The organism is Luteimonas sp. R10 (assembly GCF_045689605.1).
Taxonomy (GTDB): domain Bacteria; phylum Pseudomonadota; class Gammaproteobacteria; order Xanthomonadales; family Xanthomonadaceae; genus Luteimonas.
This window is the reverse complement of record NZ_CP141262.1, coordinates 351,400-373,436: the sequence shown is the minus strand read 5'-3', so window position 1 is coordinate 373,436 and position 22,037 is coordinate 351,400. Positions and strand designations below refer to the sequence as shown.

At 69.8% G+C, this 22,037-nt stretch carries 11 protein-coding genes; 6 read left to right on the top strand and 5 right to left on the bottom strand.

What is annotated here, in order from left to right:
* Positions 1-63: 63 nt before the first annotated feature.
* From U3649_RS01495 to U3649_RS01470, 6 genes are all read left to right on the top strand, one after another.
* Complete coding sequence (locus U3649_RS01495) at positions 64-2,310, top strand: cellulase (RefSeq protein WP_407353130.1); 2,247 nt, start codon at positions 64-66, stop codon at positions 2,308-2,310.
* The gene (locus U3649_RS01490) at positions 2,294-4,231 is read left to right on the top strand and encodes a glycoside hydrolase family 2 protein (protein ID WP_407353129.1); all 1,938 of its coding nucleotides are present in this window, start codon (positions 2,294-2,296) and stop codon (positions 4,229-4,231) included. The genes U3649_RS01495 and U3649_RS01490 overlap by 17 nt, the downstream gene beginning before the upstream one ends.
* A gap of 224 nt (positions 4,232-4,455) precedes the next feature.
* The gene (locus U3649_RS01485; protein ID WP_407354677.1) at positions 4,456-6,375 is read left to right on the top strand and encodes a sialate O-acetylesterase; all 1,920 of its coding nucleotides are present in this window, start codon (positions 4,456-4,458) and stop codon (positions 6,373-6,375) included.
* Positions 6,376-6,380: 5 nt separating this feature from the next.
* Entirely contained in the window at positions 6,381-8,213 is a 1,833-nt protein-coding gene (locus U3649_RS01480) for a DUF5597 domain-containing protein (protein WP_407353128.1), read from the top strand.
* Positions 8,214-8,372: 159 nt separating this feature from the next.
* Positions 8,373-11,231, top strand: coding sequence for a TIM-barrel domain-containing protein (locus U3649_RS01475; protein WP_407353127.1), 2,859 nt, complete (start codon positions 8,373-8,375; stop codon positions 11,229-11,231).
* A gap of 154 nt (positions 11,232-11,385) precedes the next feature.
* Entirely contained in the window at positions 11,386-13,770 is a 2,385-nt protein-coding gene (locus tag U3649_RS01470; RefSeq protein WP_407354676.1) for a glycosyl hydrolase family 95 catalytic domain-containing protein, read from the top strand.
* Positions 13,771-13,792: 22 nt separating this feature from the next.
* Here U3649_RS01470 and U3649_RS01465 read toward each other — a convergent pair whose 3' ends face one another.
* The 5 genes from U3649_RS01465 to U3649_RS01445 all read right to left on the bottom strand — a co-directional run bounded on the left by U3649_RS01465 (position 13,793) and on the right by U3649_RS01445 (position 21,780).
* Positions 13,793-15,355, bottom strand: coding sequence for a sodium/sugar symporter (locus U3649_RS01465; protein WP_407353126.1), 1,563 nt, complete (start codon positions 15,353-15,355; stop codon positions 13,793-13,795).
* A 24-nt stretch (positions 15,356-15,379) separates the two neighbouring features.
* A complete protein-coding gene (locus U3649_RS01460) occupies positions 15,380-16,903 on the bottom strand; it encodes a tryptophan halogenase family protein (protein WP_407353125.1) in 1,524 nt (507 codons plus the stop codon).
* 12 nt (positions 16,904-16,915) lie between these two features.
* Positions 16,916-17,935, bottom strand: coding sequence for a cupin-like domain-containing protein (locus U3649_RS01455; RefSeq protein WP_407353124.1), 1,020 nt, complete (start codon positions 17,933-17,935; stop codon positions 16,916-16,918).
* On the bottom strand, positions 17,919-18,629 hold the full coding sequence (locus U3649_RS01450; RefSeq protein ID WP_407353123.1) for a SapC family protein: 711 nt from the start codon (positions 18,627-18,629) through the stop codon (positions 17,919-17,921). Before U3649_RS01450 ends, U3649_RS01455 begins: the two co-directional genes overlap by 17 nt.
* 130 nt (positions 18,630-18,759) lie before the next feature.
* Positions 18,760-21,780 (bottom strand): TonB-dependent receptor, encoded by a 3,021-nt coding sequence (locus U3649_RS01445; protein WP_407353122.1) that lies wholly within the window; start codon positions 21,778-21,780, stop codon positions 18,760-18,762.
* Positions 21,781-22,037 lie beyond the last annotated feature (257 nt).

Sequence of the window (22,037 nt, the reverse complement as noted above, 5' to 3'; positions counted from 1 at the left end):
CGGCGCCGAAGCTTCCCGCTGGCCACCCGCCCGCGCCTATCCAACCAGGAAACCGCTTTCCAAATGCCCGCGACCCGCTTCCCCAGCTCCGTGCTCCGCCCGCCCGGTCCCGGCGCGGTTCTGGCCGGCCTGCTGGCGCTGCTCCTGCTGGTGGGCGCGCCGTCGCAGGCGCTCGCCGAGCAGGCGCCGTACCGGTGGCGCAACGTCGCGATCGGCGGCGGCGGCTTCGTCACCGGCCTGGTGTTCCATCCGTCGGAGGAGGGCCTGCTGTACGCGCGCACCGACGTCGGCGGCGCGTATCGCTGGGAGGCCGCCGAGCGGCACTGGATCCCGCTGACCGACTGGATCGGCCACGAAGACGCCAACCTCACCGGCATCGAGAGCCTGGCGCTGGATCCGTCCGATCCCGAGCGGCTGTACCTGGCCGCCGGCACCTACACCCACGAGCGCGCGGGCAACGGCGCGATCCTGCGCTCGGCCGACCGCGGCGCCACGTTCGAGCGCAGCGACCTGCCGTTCAAGCTCGGCGGCAACGAGCTCGGGCGCGGCAACGGCGAGCGCCTGGCAGTGGATCCGAACGACGGCCGCGTGCTGTTGCTCGGGTCGCGTGCGCACGGGCTGTGGCGCAGCGCCGACCGCGGTGCCAGCTGGAACAAGGTGGACGCGTTTCCGGCACTGGCCGAATCGCAGGCGGCGACGGCCGAGAACACCTGGCGGCGCCAGCACATCGGCGTCGTGTTCGTGGCCTTCGATCCGGACAGCGGCAAGGCCGGCGCGCCGACGCCGTGGCTTTATGCCGGCGTGTCCACGCGCGAGGCCAGCCTGTACGCCTCCGAAGACGGCGGCGCCAGCTGGCGCGCGCTGCCGGGCCAGCCGACCGGGCTGCGGCCCAACCATATGGTGCGTGACGCCCGCGGCGACTGGCTGGTCAGCTACGGCGACGAGCCGGGCCCCGATGCGATGCACGACGGCGCGCTGTGGAGATATTCGCCGGCCGACGGCAGCTGGACCGAGATCACCCCCGCGCCGCAGTCCACCGACACCGAGGGCGACGGCTTCGGTTGGGGCGCGGTGGCGGCGGACCCGCGCGATCCGGACACGATCGTCGCCACCACCTTCGGCCGCTTCGGGCCGCACGACGACGTGTTCCGCAGCACCGACGGCGGCGAGACCTGGCAGCCGGTGTTCCCGCGTTCCGAGTTCGATCATTCGGCCTGGCCGTGGACCGCGCAGGCCACGCCGCACTGGATGGCGGACATCGAGATCGATCCGTTCGACCCGGACCGGGTGTGGTTCGTCACCGGCTACGGCCTCTGGGCCTCGCACGACATGACCGCGTTCGAGCGCGGCGACACCGTGCACTGGCGCTTCGAGGACGCCGGCCTGGAGGAAACTGTGCCGCTGGCCCTGGTCAGCCCGCCGCAGGGGCCGCACCTGATCAGCGGGCTGGGCGACATCGACGGCTTCGTGCACGACGACCTGGATCGCACCACCGTGCAGTTCGCCGCGCCGCCGCGCTACAGCAATACCGAGAGCCTCGCTTTCGCGGGACAGGCGCCGCAGGTGATGGTGCGCAGTGGCCATCTGCACGACCCTCGCGACGGCGTCGTGCTCGCGGCGTACTCGCGCGACGGCGGCCGCAGCTGGACGATGTTCGCCGGCGAACCGCCGCAGGGCGAGGGCGCCGGCCACATCGCGGTCGCCGCCGACGGCGAACGCGTGATCTGGCGGCCGCGCAACGCCGGGCACTGGCGCAGCGACGACTTCGGCAAGCGCTGGCAACGAGTGGAAGGATTGCCGGACACCGTGGTGGTCGAGGCCGACCGGGTGGACGCGGCGCGCTGGTACGGGTTCGATCCGGCCAGCGGCAGGTTCTACGTCAGCGACGGCGGCGGCGCCGGGTTCAAGGAGGCCGCGCGCGCCACCGGCGAAGCCGGCGAACGCGCCCGCCCGCAGCTCAGGCCGGCGCCCGGCCACGCCGGCCTGGTCTACGTCGCCGCGTCCCGGCACGGGCTGCTGCGCTGGAACGCCGGCCGGCTGGAACGCCTGCCGGACGTCGGCGACGCCCGCGCGATCGGACTGGGCAAGCCGAAGGACGGCAGCGAGACGCCGACGCTGTTCCTGTTCGGGGAGGTGCGCGGCGAGTTCGGCCTGTACCGCTCCGACGACGACGGCCGCCGCTGGCTGCGCATCGACGACGATGCGCACCGCTTCGGCAGCCTGCGCAGCGTCGCCGGCGATCCGCGCCTGTACGGCCGCGTGTATCTCGCCACCGGCGGCCGGGGAATCCTGTATGGCGATCCGCGCTAGGCCCGTGCGGTCCGCCGGCGCGCCGCGATGGCTCGCGCTGCTGCTGGCCGCGGCGCCGTTGTTGGCCGCTGCGCAAGGCTATACCGCCCTGCCGCAGGATCGCGGCGATCGCGACGACGAATCGGCCGCGGCCGAAGCCGCGGCGGCGCCGTCACCGGTGCTGACCAACCTGCCGGCGCGCCAGCGGCGCAGCCTCAACGGCGAATGGCAGGCGCTGGTGGATCCCTACGCCTCCGGCATCGGCGAATGGAAGGCGGTGTGGAAGGACCGTACTGCCACCGGCAAGACCGATTTCTACGAATACGGATTCGACGACGGCCTCACCCTGGAGGTGCCGGGCGACTTCAACACCCAGCGCCCGGAGCTGATGTACCTGGAAGGCTCGGTCTGGTACCGCAAGGCATTCGAGCATGACGCCGCCGGCGCGCGCCGCGGCGGGCGCCGGCTGTTCGTGCATTTCGGCGGCGCCAACTACCGCACGGACGTGTTCCTCAACGGCGAGAAGCTGGGCAGCCACGAGGGCGGGTTCACCCCGTTCCAGTTCGAGCTGACCGAACGGGTGCGCGACGGCGAGAACCGCCTGCTGGTGCACGTCAACAACGAGCGGCGCAAGGACGGCATCCCGGCGCAGGGCTTCGACTGGTTCAATTACGGCGGCCTGACCCGCGACGTGGACCTGGTGGAAACGCCGGCGACCTACGTCCAGGACTATTCCATCCAGCTGGCGCCGGATTCGCTGCAGCGCGTCGACGGCTGGGTCCGCGTGGCCGGCAGCGCACCGCAACAGCCGGTGCGCGTGCGCATTCCGGAACTGGACTTGGACGTGCGCGCGCAGGCCGGCGCCGACGGCCGTGCGCGCATCCGCTTCGAGGCGCCGTTCGAGCCGTGGTCGCCGGAGCGCCCCAAGCTATATCGCGTGCACGTCTCCACGCCCGGCGACGCGCTGGAGGAGGACATCGGCTTCCGCAGCATCGCCGTGCGCGGCGACGAGATCCTGCTCAACGGCGAACCGGTGTTCCTGCGCGGTGTCAACCTGCACGAGGAGATCGACGGCCGCCGCGCGCATTCCGAGGCCGATGCGCAGCGCCTGCTGGACCAGGCAGTGGCGTTGGGCGCCAACTTCCTGCGCCTGGCGCACTACCCGCACAACGAGCACCTGGTGCGCCTGGCCGACCGCATGGGGCTGCTGCTGTGGCAGGAGCTTCCGGTCTACCAGGGCCTCGACTTCGCCGACGCCGACATGCGCGCCAGGCTGGACGCGATGCTGGCCGAGATGATCGGCCGCGACCGCAACCGCGCCGCGGTGGTGCTGTGGGGCATCGCCAACGAGACCTCGCCCGGGCCCGAGCGCGACGCGGCGCTGGCGGCGCTGGCGCAGCGCAGCCGCCGGCTGGACCCCACCCGCCTGGTCGGCGCGGCCCTGTACGGGCCGGGCTTCGACGGCGACACGCTGACGATCGGCGATCCGCTGGTCGCCGCGCTCGACGTGGTCGGCGTCAACGAGTACTTCGGCTGGTACACGCCCTGGCCGGTCGAACCCGGACAGGCGGTGTGGACGCCGTTCGGCAAGCCGCTGCTGGTCACCGAATTCGGCGCCGGGGCGCGCCACGGCCATCGCGGCAGCGAGGACGTCGCCAGCGCCTGGAGCGAGGATTTCCAGGCGGCGTTCTATCGCAAGCAGCTGCGCATGCTGGCCGGCATCCCGTTCCTGCGCGGCGTCGCGCCCTGGGTACTGGTCGATTTCCGCTCGCCGGTGCGCCTGCACCCGTTCCAGCGCGGCGCGCACGGGCACGGGTATAACCGCAAGGGCCTGCTGTCCGAAGACGGCGAGAAGAAGCAGGCCTGGTACGTGATGCGGGGCTATTACGAGGAGTGGGGCGCGCCGGCCGCTGCGGAAGCGACCTTGGAGAATGACCAATGAACGCGATGCCGCACCCGAGCGGAGCCTCCGCGGCGACCGAAGCCGACCCGCACTTCCCCCCTTTGCAAAAGGGGGGGAGGGGGGATTTGCTCGGCGCCCGGCGCAAGCCACAGCCAGAGCAAATCCCCCTCAATCCCCCTTTTGCAAAGGGGGAAGAAGGGCAACAGCAAATCGCTGCGCGATTCCCGGCCCTCGCTCGCGGCAGCCGCCTTGCGGGCAGGAGCATCGCGCTGGTCCTGCTCCTGCTTGCGTTCTCCCTTCCCGCTCACGCCGCCGTCGAGTTGCCGTTGCTGTTCTCCGACGGCGCGGTGCTGCAGCGCGACCGGCCGCTGCCGGTCTGGGGCTGGGCGGCGCCGGGCACCGCGGTGCAGGTCACGTTCGATGGACGCCGGGCCGAGGCCGTGGCGGACGCCGACGGCCGTTGGTCCGCGGTGCTGCCGGCGCATGCCGCGGGCGGACCGTTCGAGATCACGGTGACCGCCGGCGACGAGACCATCGTCGTACGCGACGTGCTGGTCGGCGACGTGTGGCTGGCGTCCGGCCAGTCGAACATGGAGTGGCCGCTGCTGCAGACCGACGGTGCCGAGGCCGAGATCGCGCGCGCCGACGACCCGCTGATCCGCCACTTCAAGGTGCCGAAGTCGTGGGCGGACACGCCGCAGGCGCGGCTGGCCGGCGGCGCCTGGGCCGTGGCCTCGCCGCAGACCGTCGGCGACTTCTCCGCGGTCGGCTACCACTTCGCGCGCGAGCTGCGCGCCGCCACCGGGGTGCCGGTCGGCATCATCGACAGCAGCTGGGGCGGCAGCGCCATCGAAGCCTGGATGGGCGCCGAGATGCTCGGCCTGGACGCTGCCGCGCTGGCGGAAAAGATGCGCGGCAAGCGCGAGGCGGACGCCGAAGTGGAAGCGCGCACGCGCGGCCTGATCGCGCGCTGGCCCGAAATTGCTGCCGGGGGAACCGAGTTCGCCGTGGACGCGCTGGATACCGCCGACTGGGCCGACATCGAGGTCCCGGCGCTCTGGGAAGCGCAAGGCTATGCCGGCATGGACGGCGAGGCCTGGTACCGCACCACGTTCGAACTGAGCGCCGACGAGGCCGCGGCCGGCGTGACCCTGGGCCTGGGCCAGATCGACGACACCGACCGGGCCTGGGTCAACGGCCAGGCGATCGGCGGCATGGAGAACGGCTGGAGCACGCCGCGCGCGTACCCGGTGCCCGCGGCGGCGCTGCGTGCGGGCGCCAACGCCCTCGCGGTGCGGGTCACCGACACCGGCGGCGGTGGCGGCATCGCCGGCAACGCGGACCAGCTGTACGTGGCGCCGGCCGGCGGCGCGCGGCGCCCGCTTGCCGGCGACTGGAAGTTCCGCACCACCGCGGTCACCGTCTCGCTGCTGGACGACAAGAACCAGATCGACACCCTGCTCTACAACGCCATGATCCGGCCGCTGCAGCCGTACCCGCTGCGCGGCGCGATCTGGTACCAGGGCGAGGCCAACGCCTGGCCCGAAGGCGCCTGGCGCTATCGCGAGCAGTTCGCGGACATGATCCGCGGCTGGCGCGGCGACTGGAATGCGCCGGAATTGCCGTTCCTCTGGGCGCAACTGGCCGGCTTCGTCTCCGGCGGCGACCGCACGGACGCCGACGGCCGCGTGCTCGAAAGCCCGTGGGCGGTGCTGCGCGAATCGCAGGCGGCGGCGCTGGCGCTGCCGGCCACCGCGCAGGCGGTGACGATCGACGTCGGCGACGCGCACGACATCCACCCGCGCGACAAGCGAACGGTCGGCCAGCGCCTGGCGCTGGCGGCCCGCCACGTCGCCTACGGCGAAGACCTGGTGTTCTCCGGGCCGGTTTACCGCGCGATGGCGATCGAAGGCGACCGTGCCGTGCTGCGCTTCGACCTGCAGGGCAGCTCGCTGGCGGTGCGCGTCGGAGGCGACGCGGTGCATGGCTTCGAGATCGCCGGCACCGACCGCGTGTTCCATCCGGCGCAGGCGCGGATCGCCGGCGACACCGTCGTGGTGCGGAGCGACGCGGTGCCGGCGCCCGCCGCAGTCCGCTACGCCTGGCGCGACAACCCCGAAGACGCCGACCTGATCAACCGCGAAGGCCTGCCGGCCTCGCCGTTCCGGACCGAAGAGTGGTGAACCGAATGACGAAGACGATTCCCGTTCCCGTTGCCGCTCCCGACGTCGCACAGGCTTGCGGCGTAGAGCGGAGCTTGCTCCGCTGCTCTCGGCTCCGGAGCCCGCGCAGCGGAGCAAGCTCCGCTCTACGGGAGAGGCGCAGACCATCGCGAAAATGGCGCGGCTTAGTGGTTTCCCGGGGCCTTGCGGCGGTGCTGCTCGCGATCCTGCTCGCAGGCTGCGGCGGCAGGCAGCCCGCGAACGACGATGCGACTGCCGAAACAGCCGCCCCCGCGTCGGCGGGCGGGGGGAGGGCCGACGCCGAGGCGCCGATCCCGAAGCTGGTCACCGAGAACGGCCGCCACGCCCTGCTGGTCGACGGCGAGCCGTTCCTGATCCTCGGCGCCCAGGTCAACAATTCCAGCAATTATCCGGCCGCGCTGGACAAGGTCTGGCCGGCCATCGACGTGCTCGAGCCGAACACGGTGATGGTGCCGATCGCGTGGGAGCAGGTCGAGCCGGTCGAGGGCGAGTTCGACTTCTCCTTCGTCGACACCCTGCTGGCGCAGGCGCGCGAGCGCGAACTGCGCCTGGTCCTGCTGTGGTTCGCGACCTGGAAGAACAACGGCCCGAACTACGCGCCGGCCTGGGTCAAGCTCGACAACGACCGCTTCCCGCGCGTGATCACCGCCGACGGCAAGACGCTGAACTCGCTGTCGCCGCTGGCCGCGAGCACGCTGGGGGCGGACACCAAGGCGTTCGTGCAGCTGATGCGCCACCTGAAGCGGGCCGATCCGCAGCGCACCGTGATCATGGTGCAGCCGCAGAACGAGCCCGGCACCTATGGCGCCCCTCGCGACTTCTCGCCGATGGCGCAGCGGGCGTTCGACGGCCCGGTGCCCGATGCACTGGTGAAAGGACTCGACCGGCAGCCCGGCACCTGGCGCGAGGTGTTCGGCAACGACGCCGACGAGTTCTTCCATGCCTGGCACGTGGCGCACTACATCGACCAGGTCGCGGCCGCCGGCAAGGCCGAGTACCCGCTGCCGATGTACGTCAACGGCGCGCTGCGCGACCCGTTCGACCCGGGCCTGCCGGGCCAGTACGAGAGCGGCGGGCCGACCGACAACGTGCTCGACATCTACAAGCTCGCCGCGCCGCACATCGACCTGCTCGCGCCCGACATCTACATGCGCGAGTACGAGAAATACACCACCGTGCTGGACCGCTACTCGCGCCCGGACAACGCGCTGTTCGTCGCCGAGACCGGCAACGACACGCCGTACGCGCGCTTCTTCTTCTCCGTGCTTGGGCAGCAGGCGATCGGCTGGTCGCCGTTCGGCATCGACTACACCGGGTACTCGAACTGGCCGCTGGGCGCCAAGTGCCTGGACGAGGAGACGCTGGCGCCGTTCGCGCTGAACTACGACCTGGTGCGTCCGGCCGCGCGCGTGCTGGCGAAGCTGAGCTTCGAAGGCAAGGTGCACGGCACCGCCGAGCAGGACGGCGAACCGGTGCAGCAACTGGAGCTCAACGACCGCTGGAATGCCGTGATCACCTACGGCGTGCCGCAGTTCTGGTTCCAGGGCGAGCCGCCCGGAAATCCGGAACCGATGGGCGCGGCGCTGATCGCCGAGCTGGGGCCGGACGAATTCCTCGTCACCGGCTACCACGCGCGGGTGACGATCGTCCCCGCCGACGAAACGGTGAACATGATCTATGAGCGGGTGGAGGAAGGAACCTACGACGGGGACGGACAGTGGCGGTTCCAGCGCGTCTGGAACGGCGACCAGACCGACTACGGCCTGAACTTCTCCAGCGCGGTGCAGCTGCTGCGGGTGGAGCTGGCGGAGTGGTGAACGGCGCGCATGCATCCCACACCGCCCCGTAGAGCGGAGCTTGCTCCGCTGCTCCCGGCTCCGGAGCCCGCGCAGCGGAGCAAGCTCCGCTCTACGGGGGGACAGGTGCGGGTACGAAACGATGATGGACGGACAGACATGACGATCGGGAGCGGAACCATGAGATACGTGACCTGGCTGGCGTTGCCGCTGGCTGCGCTGCTGGCCGCCTGCAGTGCGGAAAGCGCCTCGCAACGCTACGAAACGACCGACCGGGGCGTGGTCGTGCACCCCGTCGACGACGGCGCGGCCGCCGTTCGCCTGCAGGTGGTGAGCGACCGCATCATCCGTGTCAGCGCGGATCCCGGGGGCGAATTCGCGCGTACGCCCAGCCTGATGCGGGTCGAGGACGAAGGTCCGGCGCCCGCGTTCGAGGTCGCCGAGGCCGATGGCCAGCTGCGGCTGAGCACCGGCACGGTCACCGCCGAGGTGTCGCTGCAGGACGGCCGCGTGCGCTTTCTCGACGCCGACGGCAAAGAACTGCTGGCCGAGCGCGCCGGCGGCCGCAGCTTCGCGCCGCTCGAGGTGGGGGACAAGCGATACTTCAGCGTCCGCCAGCGCTTCGAATCTCCCGCCGACGAGGCGTTCTACGGCACCGGCCAGCACCAGCAGGGCTGGATGGACCTGAAGGGCCGCGACGTCGAACTGCTCCAGCACAACATCGACAACGCGGTGCCGTACCTGGTGTCCAGCCGCGGCTACGGCCTGCTGTGGGACAACAACGCGATCACCCGCCTGGGCGATCCGCGCGGACTGCAGCCGCTGCCGCAGAGCCTGAAGCTGTACGACGCCGACGGCGAGGAGGGCGCGTTGACCGCGCGCTACTCGGTGAACGGCGAGCAGAAGGTCGAGCGCCGCGAGTCCGAGGTCAACTACCAGTACATCAAGGACCTGGCGAACTTTCCGGAAGAGGCCAAGAGCCGGGACCAGCCGATGCAGGTGGTCTGGGAGGGCGAGATCGAGGCGCTGTCGCCGGGCCGCCACACCTTCTCGCTGTACGGCAGCGAGTACATCAAGCTGTGGATCGACGGCGAACCGCAGATCGACCGCTGGCGGCAGAACTGGAATCCGTGGCACCACGAGTTCGCCCTGGACATGCAGCCGGGCGAACGCCGCAAGCTGCGCATCCAGTGGGACCTGATCGACCCCAGCTATATCGCGCTGCTGCACCGCGATCCGCTGCCGCAGGACGAGGCCGCCGACCTGTCGCTGTGGTCGGAAGCCGGGCAGTTCATCGACTACTACGTCGTCGCCGGCGGCGGGCGGGGCTACGACGACCTGATCGCCGGCTACCGCCGCCTGACCGGCAAGTCGGTGATGCTGCCGAAGTGGGCCTACGGTTTCTGGCAGAGCCGCGAGCGCTACAAGTCGCAGGACGAACTGCTCGGCGTGCTGGCCGAGTACCGCGAGCGCGAGCTGCCGATCGACAACATCGTGCTCGACTGGTCGTACTGGCCGCAGGACGCCTGGGGTTCGCACGACTTCGACAAGCAGTACTTCCCCGACCCGAAGGGCATGGTCGACCAGGTCCATGCGCAGCACGCGCAGATCATGATCTCGGTGTGGCCGAAGTTCTATCCGACCACCGAGCACTTCAAGGAGCTCGACGCCAAAGGCTACATGTACAAGCGCAACATCGAGGTCGGCGAGCGCGACTGGATCGGCGAGGGTTATCTCAGCTCGTTCTACGACCCTTATTCGGAAGAGGCCCAGCAGATCTTCTGGCGCCAGGTGAACGACAAGCTCAACGCGCTCGGCTTCGACGCCTGGTGGCTGGACGCCACCGAGCCGGACCTGCACTCCAACCTCGACATCGGCGAGCGCAAGGCGCGCACCACGCCGACCGCGCTGGGCCCATCCACCGAGTTCTTCAACTCGTACCCGCTGCCGCACTCGCACGGCGTCTACACCGGCGACCGCGCGGCCGATCCGGACAAGCGCGTGTTCATCCTGTCGCGCAAGGCCTACGCCGGCACCCAGCGCAACGCCGTGGCGAGCTGGAGCGGCGACGTGGTCTCGCGCTGGGACGACCTGCGCGAGCAGATCCCGGCCGGCGTGCACATGTCGCTGTCGGGCCTGCCGAACTGGACCGTGGACAGCGGCGGCTTCTCGGTCGAGAAGCGCTACGAGAACCGGGACCCGGCGCACCTGCCGGAGTGGCGCGAACTGAACACCCGCTGGTTCCAGTACAGCGCGTTCCTGCCGCTGTTCCGCTCGCACGGCCAGTTCCCGTACCGCGAGATCTGGCACATCGCGCCGGAAGGCACGCCGTACCACGACAGCATGGCGTACTACCTCAAGCTGCGTTACACGCTGCTGCCGTACGTCTATTCGCTGGCCAGCGACACCTACCACCGCGACGGCACGATCCTGCGCGGCCTGTTCATGGACTTTCCGCAGGACGCGAACGCGCGCGACGTCGCCGATCAGTACCTGTTCGGCTCCGCGTTCCTGGTCAACCCGGTCCACGAGTTCGAGGCCACGAGCCGCGAGGTCTACCTGCCGGCCGGCACCAGCTGGATCGACTTCCACACCGGCCGCCGCTACGAAGGCGGGCGGACCATCGACGCCGACGCACCGCTGGCCCGCATGCCGCTGTTCGTGCGCGCCGGTTCGATCGTGCCGACCGGGCCGGTGCGGCAGTACATCGACGACCAGCCCGACGCGCCCGTCACGCTGGCGGTCTACACCGGCGCCGACGGCGCGTTCTCGCTGTACGAGGACGACGGCCGCAGCTACGACTACGAGCAAGGCGAGTTCAGCCGCATTCCGCTGGCGTGGAACGAAGCCAAGGGCGAGCTGACGCTCGGCGCGCGCGAGGGCGACTGGTCGGGCATGCCGGACCAACGCACTTTCCGCGTGCGCTGGATCGACGGTCCGCGCATGGACGCGGGGCAGCTGGAACCGGCGTCCGATGTCGAAGTCGAATACACCGGCGAAGCGCTCGTGGTGCCGCGCGATGCTGCAGGTGCGCAATGACAGCGCATCCCGAAGCCGGCAAGATCGTTGTCGCCCGGTAGACATCCGATGGGGAGCAGCACCAGTGAGTGATGAAGCGCGCGACGAACCTGGCGTCGTCCGGTCCGCCCCGGGCCGGCCGGACGATCCTTCGCGGCGCCTGTTGTTCAAGGGGGTGGCGGCCGGCCTGACGGTCGCCGGACTGGGCGCCGGCATCGGCGCGGCGGCGGCGCAAGGGCGGCCGCCGGCGGCGCAGGGGAGCGCCGGCGGAGCGGCCGGAAAGACATCGATGCCACCGGCTTCGGGCGGTGGCGACCTGACGCTGTGGTACGACCGTCCGGCCACGCAATGGGTCGAGGCGCTGCCGCTGGGCAACGGCCGGCTCGGCGCGATGGTCTGGGGCGGCGGCAAGTACGAGCGTCTGCAGCTCAACGAGGACACGCTGTACGCCGGAGGTCCCTACGATCCCACCTCGCCGGATGCGCTGGAAGCATTGCCCGAGGTGCGGCGGCTGATCTTCGCCGGCCGCTACGCCGAAGCCGAGGCGCTGGCCGACGCCAGGATGATGGCGCGGCCGATCAAGCAGATGCCGTACCAGACGCTGGGCGATCTGGCGCTGGACTTCTTCGAAGTCTCCGACGTCAACGGCTACCGGCGCACGCTGGACCTGGACAGCGCGCTGGCGGCCGCCACCTTCGAGAGCCGCGGCGTGCAGCACCTGCGCGAGGCCTTCGTCTCGCCGGTGGACCAGTGCATCGCGGTGCGGCTGAGCGTGGACGAGCCGGGTCGGCTGGGCCTGCGCATCGGCCTGGAGAGCGACCAGGCTTCCGAGGTCGCCGCCGACGGCGACGACGGCCTGCTGCTGCGCGGGAGCAACGGGTCCAGCCGCGGCATCGAGGGCCGCCTGCGCTTCGCCCTGCGCCTGCGCGCGCTGCCGCGCGGCGGCCGCATGCGGCGGCAGGGCGACCGCATCGAGATCGTCGGTGCCGACGAGGTGGTGCTGCTGCTCACCGCCGCCACCAGCTACCGCCGCTACGACGACATCGGCGGCGATCCCGAGGCGATCACCCGCGCACAGCTCGACGCGGCCGCGCGCAGGTCCTGGCAGGCGCTGCTCGATGACCACATGGCCGAACACCGCCGCATGTTCCGGCGCGTGTCGATCGACCTGGGCCGCACGCCCGCCGCCGACCTGCCCACCGACGTGCGCGTGGCGCGCTTCGCCGAGGGCGGCGACCCGGCGCTGGCGGCGCTGTATCACCAGTACGGCCGCTATCTGTTGATCTGCAGCTCGCGCCCGGGCACCCAGCCAGCCAACCTGCAGGGCATCTGGAACGACCTGATGGCCCCGCCGTGGGACAGCAAGTACACGATCAACATCAACACCGAGATGAACTACTGGCCCAGCGAGGCCAACGCGCTGCCCGAGTGCGTGGAGCCGCTGGAGCGCATGCTGTTCGAGCTGTCGGAGACCGGCGTGCGCACGGCGCGGGCGATGTACGGCGCCCCCGGCTGGGTGGTCCACCACAACACCGACCTGTGGCGGCAGACCGCGCCGATCGACGGCGCCAAGTGGGGGCTGTGGCCGCTGGGCGGCGCCTGGCTGCTGCAGCAGCTATGGGATCGCTGGGACTACGGCCGCGACCCCGGGTGTCTCGCGAAGATCTGGCCGCTGTTCAAGGGCGCGGCCGAGTTCTTCGCCGCCACCCTGGTGGAGGACCCGAACACCGGCGCGATGGTCACCGTGCCGTCGCTGTCGCCCGAGAACGAGCATCCCCACGGCGCCTCGGTCTGCGCCGGCCCGTCGATGGACGCGCAGATCCTGCGCGACCTGTTCGGCCAATGCATCGAGATGAGCGAACGGCTCGACGCCGACCGCGGGTTCGCGCAGCGGCTGGCGGCGTTGCGCGACCGCCTGCCACCGCACCGCATCGGCCAGGCCGGCCAGCTGCAGGAATGGCAGGAGGACTGGGACATGCAGGCGCCGGAGATGGACCACCGCCACGTCTCGCACCTGTACGCGCTGCATCCGTCCAGCCAGATCAACGTGCGCGACACGCCGGAACTGGCGGCGGCGGCGCAGCGGTCGCTCGAGATCCGCGGCGACGAGGCCACCGGCTGGGGCATCGGCTGGCGCCTGAACCTGTGGGCGCGGCTGTGGGACGCCGAACATGCGTACCGGATCCTGGGCATGCTGATCAGTCCTTCGCGCACCTATCCCAACCTGTTCGACGCGCATCCGCCGTTCCAGATCGACGGCAACTTCGGCGGTACCGCCGGCATCACCGAGATGCTGCTGCAGAGCTGGGGCGGCACGATCTTCCTGCTGCCGGCGCTGCCCGCGGCCTGGCCGGAAGGTACGGTGCGCGGCCTGCGCGCGCGCGGCGCCGCCGGCATCGACCTGGCCTGGACATCGGGCAGCCTGCACGAGGCGCGGCTGCGCAGCGACCGCGGCGGCGAGTACCTGGTCGCCTACCGCGACCGCACGCTGAAGCTGGCGCTCGAGGCCGGCGAATCGGCGCGGCTGCGGCTGCGCGGCGGCGCATTGGTGCGAGCGTGACCGCGGTCGTTCGCCGCCGGGATCACCAGAAGCTCGCATACAGCGCAACCAGGATCGCGATCACCGCGAACGCGCCGATGTTGAAGGTGGAGGACGTGCCGTAGCGCACGTCCTCGGTGTGGATGAAGTCCTTGTCCGGCGCACGCGCCGTGAACAGCGACACCGCCACCGCGAGCGCGGTCGCCAGCAGGAACACCAGGCCGACGCGGTCGATGAACGGCAACCCCGGCCAGGCGAGCTTCAACACCACCGAGAGCGCGAACGACCCGATCGCCGCCGCCATCGCGCCGGCCTCGTTGGCGCGCTTCCAGAACAGGCCGAGCAGGAAGATCGTCACGATGCCCGGCGTGAAGAAGCCGGTGTACTCCTGGATGTACTGGAACGCCTGGTCGAAGCTGCCCAGCAGCGGCCGCGCCGCCAGCACCGCCAGCAGCATCGCCACCACCGCGGTGATGCGCCCGGTGCGCACGATCTGCCGCTGGCTGTGTTCGCGGCCCAACCGGGTGTAGAAATCGAGCGTGAAGATGGTCGAGATGGAATTGGCCATCGACGCCAGCGACGACACGATCGCCGCGATCAATGCCGCGAACACCACGCCCAGCACCCCGACCGGCAGCAGCGACATCATCGCCGGATAGGCGGCATCGGGACGCAGCAGGTCCGGCGCCAGCAGCACCGCGGCCAGGCCCGGCAGCACCACGATCACCGGCATCAGCAGCTTCAGGAACGCGGCGAACAGCACGCCCTTCTGCGCCTCGCCGAGGCTCTTGGCCGCCAGCGCGCGCTGGATGATGTACTGGTTGAAGCCCCAGTAGCTGATGTTCATCACCCACATGCCGCCGAGCAGCACGCTGAGGCCCGGCAGGTCCTTGTAGAACGGGTGGTCGGGCGAGAGGATCATGTGGAAGTGGCCGGGGATCTCGGTGCGCAGCCGCTCGAACCCGGCCAGCACGCCGGCGCCGTCGGCGATGCGGTCCATGGCGATCCCGACCAGCAGCAGCCCGCCCAGCACCAGCAGCGTGACCTGCACGATGTCGGTCAACGCCACCGCCTTCAGGCCGCCGTAGATCTGGTAGGCCAGCGCGAACGCCGCCAGGCACAGCAGCGCGGTGGTCTGGTCGATCCCGGCCACGTACGAGATCGCCAGCGAGCCCAGCCACAGGATCGAGGTCAGGTTGACGAACACGTAGAGCCCCAGCCAGAACACCGCCATCAGCGTGCGGATGCGGCTGCCGTAGCGCCGCTCCAGGAACTGCGGCATCGTGTAGATCTCGTTGCGCAGGAAGATCGGCAGGAAGTACTTGGCCACGATCAGCAGCGTCGCCGCCGCCATCCATTCGTAGGAGGCGATGGCCAGGCCGATGGCGTAGCCGGAGCCGGACATGCCGATGATCTGCTCGGCGGAGATGTTGGCCGCGATCAGCGAGGCGCCGATCGCCCACCACGGCAGGGCCCTGCCGGCGAGGAAGTAATCCTGCGCGGACTTCTTGTGCCCGGCGCGCTCGCGCGAGACCCATTGCGCGAGAACGAAGATTCCGGCCAGGTAGACCAGCACGATGCCGGCGTCGAGGGGGGAAAGCGTCATGCGATCGTCTCCGGGATGGCAGGATCAGGCAGGGCGGGAAGGCGCTGGCGCCGGGCAGTACGACTGCAGGTACGCCTGGTGCGCCGGCAACTGCCCGAGGGTGTGCTCGACCCGGGAGCGGATGTCGCCGAGGAAACGCGCGAGCTCCTCGTCGTCCATCAGGTCGGCGGCCGGATGGTGCCGCCGCGGCATCACGCCCTGGCCGAGCATCACCTGGATCCAGGAGTTCTCGCCGAACAGCTCGCCGGGCACGTGGAACACCTTACCGGTCTCGCGGAACAGCTCGATCCGCTGGCGCAGCGAGGGCGGGATCTCCATCAGCCGGCATGCCTCCCAGTACGGCGTGTCGCGGCGCTCGGTGAGGTTGAAGTGCATCACCACGAAGTCGCGCACGTGCTCGACTTCGGCGTCCACCTGGCGGTTGTAGGCGTCGATGTCCTCCTGCACGATCACCGCGGGAAAGCAGCGCAGCAGGTGCATGATGCCGCGCTGGATCAGGTGGATGGTGGTCGATTCCAGCGGCTCGATGAAGCTGCCGGCCAGCCCCAGCGCCACGCAGTTGCGGTGCCAGCACTTCAGGCGCCGGCCCGGGCGGAAGCGCAGGTGCCAGGGCTTGGCGATCAGTTCGCCCTCGATGCTCGAGGTGAACGCCTCGAGCGCCCGGTCCTGGTCCATGTACTGGCTCGAATAGACGATGCCGTTGCCGACCCGGTGCTGCAGCGGGATGCGCCACTGCCAGCCGGCCTCGCCGGCGATCGCGCGGGTGTAGGGCACCGGCGGGCGCACGGCTGCGGTCTGCGCCGCGAAGGCGCTGTCGTTGAACAGCCAGTGCGACCAGTCCTCGAAGCCGACCCGCAAGGCCTGGCCGATCAGCAGCGCGCGGAAGCCGGTGCAGTCGATGAACAGGTCGCCCTCGAGCTCGCTGCCGTCCTCGAGCGCCAGGCTGGCGATGTCGCCGGAGTCCGGATCGATGCGGACCCGCGCGATCTTGCCCTCGATGCGCTTCACGCCGTAACTCTCGGCGAAGCCGCGCAGGAAGCGGGCGTAGCCGGCGGCGTCCATGTGGTAGGCATAGTTGACGCCGTTGCGCGGCAGGTGCGCGAAGCGCTCCTCTTCGGCCGCGCGCGATTCCAGGCAATACGCCTCGTAGCCGTCGGCCAGGCCGCGTTCGCGCGCGCGCAGCCAGAAGTGCTGGAAGCCGGCGCTCCAATGGTCCTTGCCGGTGGTGCCGAAGGAATGGATGTAGCGGTGGTTGCGGGCGCGCCAGTTCTCGAACGCGATCCCCAGCTTGATCGTGCCCTGCGCGGCGGCCATGAACGCCTGTTCGGAGATCCCGAGCAGGCGATGGAAGGTGACCAGGGTGGGAATGGTGGCCTCGCCGACGCCGACGGTGCCGATCTGTTCGGACTCGACCAGGCGGATGTCGAGGCCCTTGCCGAGCGTGCGCGACAGCGCCGCCGCGGCCATCCAGCCGGCGGTGCCGCCGCCGGCGATGACCACGCGCCTGACCGGTCCGCGCCCGGCCTGAGTCGAAGCCGTTGCTTCCAAGGCGTTCCCCCCCTAGCGGTTGAGTCGTTGCAGCAGGCGCGCGCGCAGTTCGCGGGCACGGGTTTCGTCCAGCGGCCCGAGCACGCGCCGGGCGTTCTCCGGGATGTGCCCGGCGGTTTCCTCGCCGGGCTCGAACACGTAGTGGCGGAAGACCTCCTGCCAGGTCGCGCGCTGCGCCGGCGGCAGGTCGCGCACGGTCATGATGGCGAGCATCAGCGCGTTCATCGGCGTGTCCATCCACGCCGGCGAGCGTCGCCACCAGTAGTTGACCAGCACGTTGAACGGCTCCAGCGCCTCCATGTGGTGCCACCACATGCTCGGGATGAAGACGGCATCGCCGGGCTCCAGCTCGGCCACGCGTGCATGGTGCAGCGCGTGCGCGAAGCGCGGGAAGCGCTCGAGGTCCGGAGCTGCCGGATCCACCAGGCTGATCGGCTGCCCGGCCGGCGTGAAGTCGAGCGGGCCGACATAGAGATTGGCCAGCTGCTCCGGCGGAAACAGCGTCACACGGCGCCGGCCGGCGGCCACGCAGGCCAGGTTGTCGGGCACGTCCTGGTGCGCGGCCACACGGGTGCGATTGCCGATCCAGATGCTGGCCAGCGGCTCGCGGCCGCCGAGGTCGAGATCGTTCTCGGCGCGCAGCCCGGGCAGCCAGGTATCGATGGTGGTGGAGGCGACATAGATCGCCGGCGGCGCCGGGTCCTGGGCGTACTTGAGCAGGGTCTTCAGGACCACGCCCAGCGGCACGTGCTCCTGGCGGAAGTTGAAGCCGGTCAGCCCGGTGTCGTAGCCGAAGCGGCCGTTTATTTCCGGCGGACCCACGGTCGCCACCACCGGTGGCGCGTCTCGACGCTCGAAGCGCCGCAGGTAGTCCACGGCCGTGGTCGCGGAATCGCGTGCCGCTTCCGCCAGCGGCCAGTGCCTGGCCACGTCGCGCAGCACCATCGGCTGGTCGCCATTGAGCACCGCATCCGGCAACGCCTGCGGATCGACGTCGTGCAGCTCGGCGATGGGTTCAATGTGCGGAGGCATTCCGACGCCGGTTGGTACGGTCGATGAGGTCGCGGAACCGCGACATCGAAGCGATCGCCATGTAGGCGGCTTCCAGGTGACCGTTGCGATGCAGCCCGGCCACCGCGTCCTCCGGCAGCGCGCGCAGCCGCTCTTCGTGAATCACATGGAACCCGGAGAGGCGATGCGTGGTGCCGTCTTGCAACTGCGCGTCGAACACGAACGACTCGAGCAGGTCGTGGCGCTCCAACGCCGTGCAGAACGCAGGCGTGGCCTGCAGTCCTGCGTGCAGGGTCTTCAGTACGGAGCGGATACGCTCCAGCAACGGGGCGTTGCCGCCGTGTTCGAGGAACAGCGGCTCGCCCGTGGTCGTGCCCACGCGCGGGCTGTCCAGGTCGATGTGCACCGTCGGCTCGTCGTCGGCGGTTCCGATCAGGAACGGCTGTCGCTCCATCGCCAGTGGCAGGTAGGCGGCGTCCCAGCGGTCGCCGTCGAGAAACAGGTTGTGGCCCCGCTGCAGGCCGAACAGGGCCAGTGGCTGCAAGCCGCCGTCCCGTTGCCGATGGAACACGATCGGGTAGTGCGCCTGGACGTTGCGGAACTCGGCCGGGAAGGTCGGCGCATACATCACCGCATCCCCAAGCGCATCGCCGCGCGCGGGATCGACGCGCAGATCGCGGTGGTCGACGATGTTGAGCGGAACGTGGCGAGTCATGTCCTGGGCCTGCACGCGTCCGCCCTTCCCGCCGTGGGCAGGGCGGCGCGTGATGTCTGGCAAGCATACCGTCGGCCGATCCCCACCGCCGTTGGCCAGGCGCGTGCGCCGATTGGGCGGTGCACGCGCTTCAGAACTTGTAGCGGAACCCGAGCATGTAGCGCGGCCCGGTCTGGGTGGCGTACAGCAGCTGGTTCTTGTGCCGGCCGTGGATGCGCACGGTCTCGTCGGTGAGGTTGATCGCCTCCAGCTGCACCGTGAAGTTGTCCGAGAATGCATAGCCGGCGCTCAGGTCGAGCTGGCCATAGGCCTCGGTGTAGTTGGGGTTCGGCCCCTGGCCGTCGAACCTGCCGGAGAGGAACTTGTCGCGCCAGTTGTAGGCCGCGCGCACCTGCCACGGCCCCTTGTCGTAGAACGCCACGAGGTTCGCCGAGTCGCTCAGACCCTCCAGCGCGAACTGCTCGCCGAGGCTGTAGTCGTCGTAGGTCAGGCTGGAGTCGACGATCGTGTAGTTCGCCGACACGCCGAACCCGCTTTGCGCGAACACGTGCTGGAGGTTCAATTCCCATCCGTCCAGGGACGCCGAGCGCTGGTTGGCCGGCGAGGTGATCGCGAAGTTGGCGGTTGGATCGCCCGGCAGGCCCTCGATCGTGCCGGTGGCATTGCCCTGGTCGTCGGTCCCGGCGCGGACGACGCCGGGGTCGCCGTCATGGTTGGTGAAGATGTAGTTGCGGATGCACACCATGTCGCTGGCCGCGCAGCCGGAGGCGAGCGCGTTGTTCCAGTAGGCGCCGCCCACCGGGGTGTGCAGGTCGGACGGCGTATCGATGCGCACGGTGCCGATGTAGTTGTCGATGTTCTTGCGGAAGTAGCCGACCGAGAAGTAGCTCGACTCGCCGTAGTACCACTCGAACGACAGGTCGAAGTTGTCCGACAGCAATGGCTCCAGGGTCGGATCCCCGATGTTTCCCGTGCCGCCGGTGACGCGGACGATGGTGTCCAGGTTCAGGCCGCCCTGGATCTGTTCCCATCCCGGGCGTCCGATGCTCTGGCCGTAACTGCCGCGCAGGATCATGCTGTCGCTCAGGTCCACGGCCACGTCGAGGCTGGGCAGCCAGTAGTCGTATTCACCCTCCAGCGTCTCGATCTGCGGCTCGCCGAACTGCAGGGTGAATTCGTTGGCGGAGCCCCAGACGATGCCGGTGGCCTCGGGCACGACTGCCGACGACACCACCTCGGTTTCCTCGTAGCGCACGCCTGCGGCCACGCGCACCGGCAGCACCCAGTCGAAGCTGGTGTTCCACTGCAGGTAGGCGCTGCGCGACTTCTCAGTGGTGCGCAGGTCGCGCGAGAACGCGTCCGGGGCCCGGTACCAGTCCTCGCGGCCGGTCAGGGCGGCGACGTGGTCGCGCAGGCGTTCGAAGTCGAACACCAGGAAGCCGTCGGTGAAGCGCGGATCGTCATGGCTGCCGAAGCTCTCGAAGTAGTCGCCCATCCCATCGAGCTGCCAGAGATCGTCGGGGTAGTCGGCCGGCGAGCCGACCCCGCCCCAAGTGTCACGCTGCATGAAGCCGTACGCGGTGCGGTTTTCGACTTCGGTGGACGAGACGCCGAAATCGAGCCCCGAATAGTCGCCGAACTCGAAACGGCCATTGATCTGGCCCTGTTCAATATCCGAGCGGGTCCGGCTGTTATGGAACACCGACCCGGTCACCAGAGCCCGGGAGGGGTCGACCTGGACAACCCCATCCGGGTAACCGACGGTCAGTACGGGGAAGTCGTGGCTGAAGTCGACGGTGGTGGTGCCGCGGATGAAGGCCGCCGCGCCCAGCACGCCCGCCGATCCATAAGGGCTGTCGGGCGTCGATTCGGCGCTGGAGTCGTGATAGTCGAATTCGAGATCGAGCGCGTCGGTCACTTCCCATTCGACGTTGAAGCCGAGCGAGTTGTTCTCGTTCTTGGTCGCGAACTTGGCGCCGCCCATCGACAGATCGGTGTACTGCGGCTGGCCCTCCGCGTTGTAGGTCAAGTGCTCGGAGTAGATGATCGGCGCCGCGATCGGGCCGTCGGTCCAGGAGGACGTGCTCGGCCCGAAGTTGAACCAGACCGAGAGCTCGTTGCGCTGCTGCTGGACCTTGTGCTCGGCATAGGTGTAGTCGAGCGTGGCGGTGACACGGTCGGTCGGCGCGTACTGCAGCACCAGTTGGCCGTTGCTACGCTGCCGCTGCACGCCGTTGACGCTCATGCCGAAGTTCTGCGGGCGCGAGTAGATGTCGTCCGGACCGGGGCGGTTGGTGATGTTCTCGTAGCCGTCCTCGCCGGGGAGCGGCAGCCGGTTCCAGCTGTTGTCGTCGTCGCCCGCGAAGCGGTACCAGCCATTGGCCACCGAGGCCTGGCTGAAGCCGAAGTCACGTTCCTGATAGCTGCCGCTGAAGCCGATGCCGAGCTTGCCGTCGGCGAAGGTGTTGCTGAAGATCGCCGACATCTCGCCGGTGAAGTCGTCGCCCTGCAGTGATTTCGGCAGGTTGCCGTTCGAGGTGTCGTGCACCGCCTTCATGCCGACATTGCCGACGAAGCCGGGATTGTCCAGCGGGCGCGCGGTCTTGATGTTGATGGTGGCGCCGATGCCGCCGGTGGGCGTGCTGGCGCGACTGGTCTTGTAGACCTCGATTTCCGAGACCGCTTCCGAGGCCAGGTTGGCGAAGTCGAAGGCGCGCGAGTTGGACACGCCGGCGCCACCGGGGCCGGTGCGCGAGACCGGCATCTGCCGGCCATTGAGCAGCACCAGGTTGAAGTCGGGGCCGACGCCACGCACCGTGACCTTCTCGCCCTCGCCGTTGACGCGATCGATCGACACGCCGCTGATGCGCTGCAGCGACTCGGCCAGGTTGGTGTCCGGGAACTTGCCGATGTCCTCGGCGACGATGCCGTCGACCACGCCCTGGGCGTCGCGCTTGAGGTTCATCGATGAGATCAGGCTGCCGCGGATGCCGGTGACCACGACGGTGTCGAGCGTGCTGGGATCGGTCTCCCCGGTGCGGGCGGCCGGATCGTCGGGATCCTCGGCGGCGACCTGCGCCGCGACCGGATGGGCGAGTGCCAGCAACAGGGCGGACGTCAACAGCCGCCGTCTCGGAACGTGATGGTTCATGAATTTCCCTCCCCAGGGTCGCGGATCGTCTTGATGTTCTTCTGCGGGCGAGCGCCAGCCGGCCGATTGCGTGACGGATTGCACGTGCAATTGACAGCGTTGTCAACCGGGGCGGTCAGACCTACGGCAAGCCGTTCTGGCAGCAGCGGTTTTTCCTGAAGCATGTTGCGCTGCAGCGAAATCGCCGTGCCGCGCGGGCATGTGGTGCGCGCGCCGCCGCACCACGCGGTCGCCACTGCCTGGCAGGCGTGCCCTCG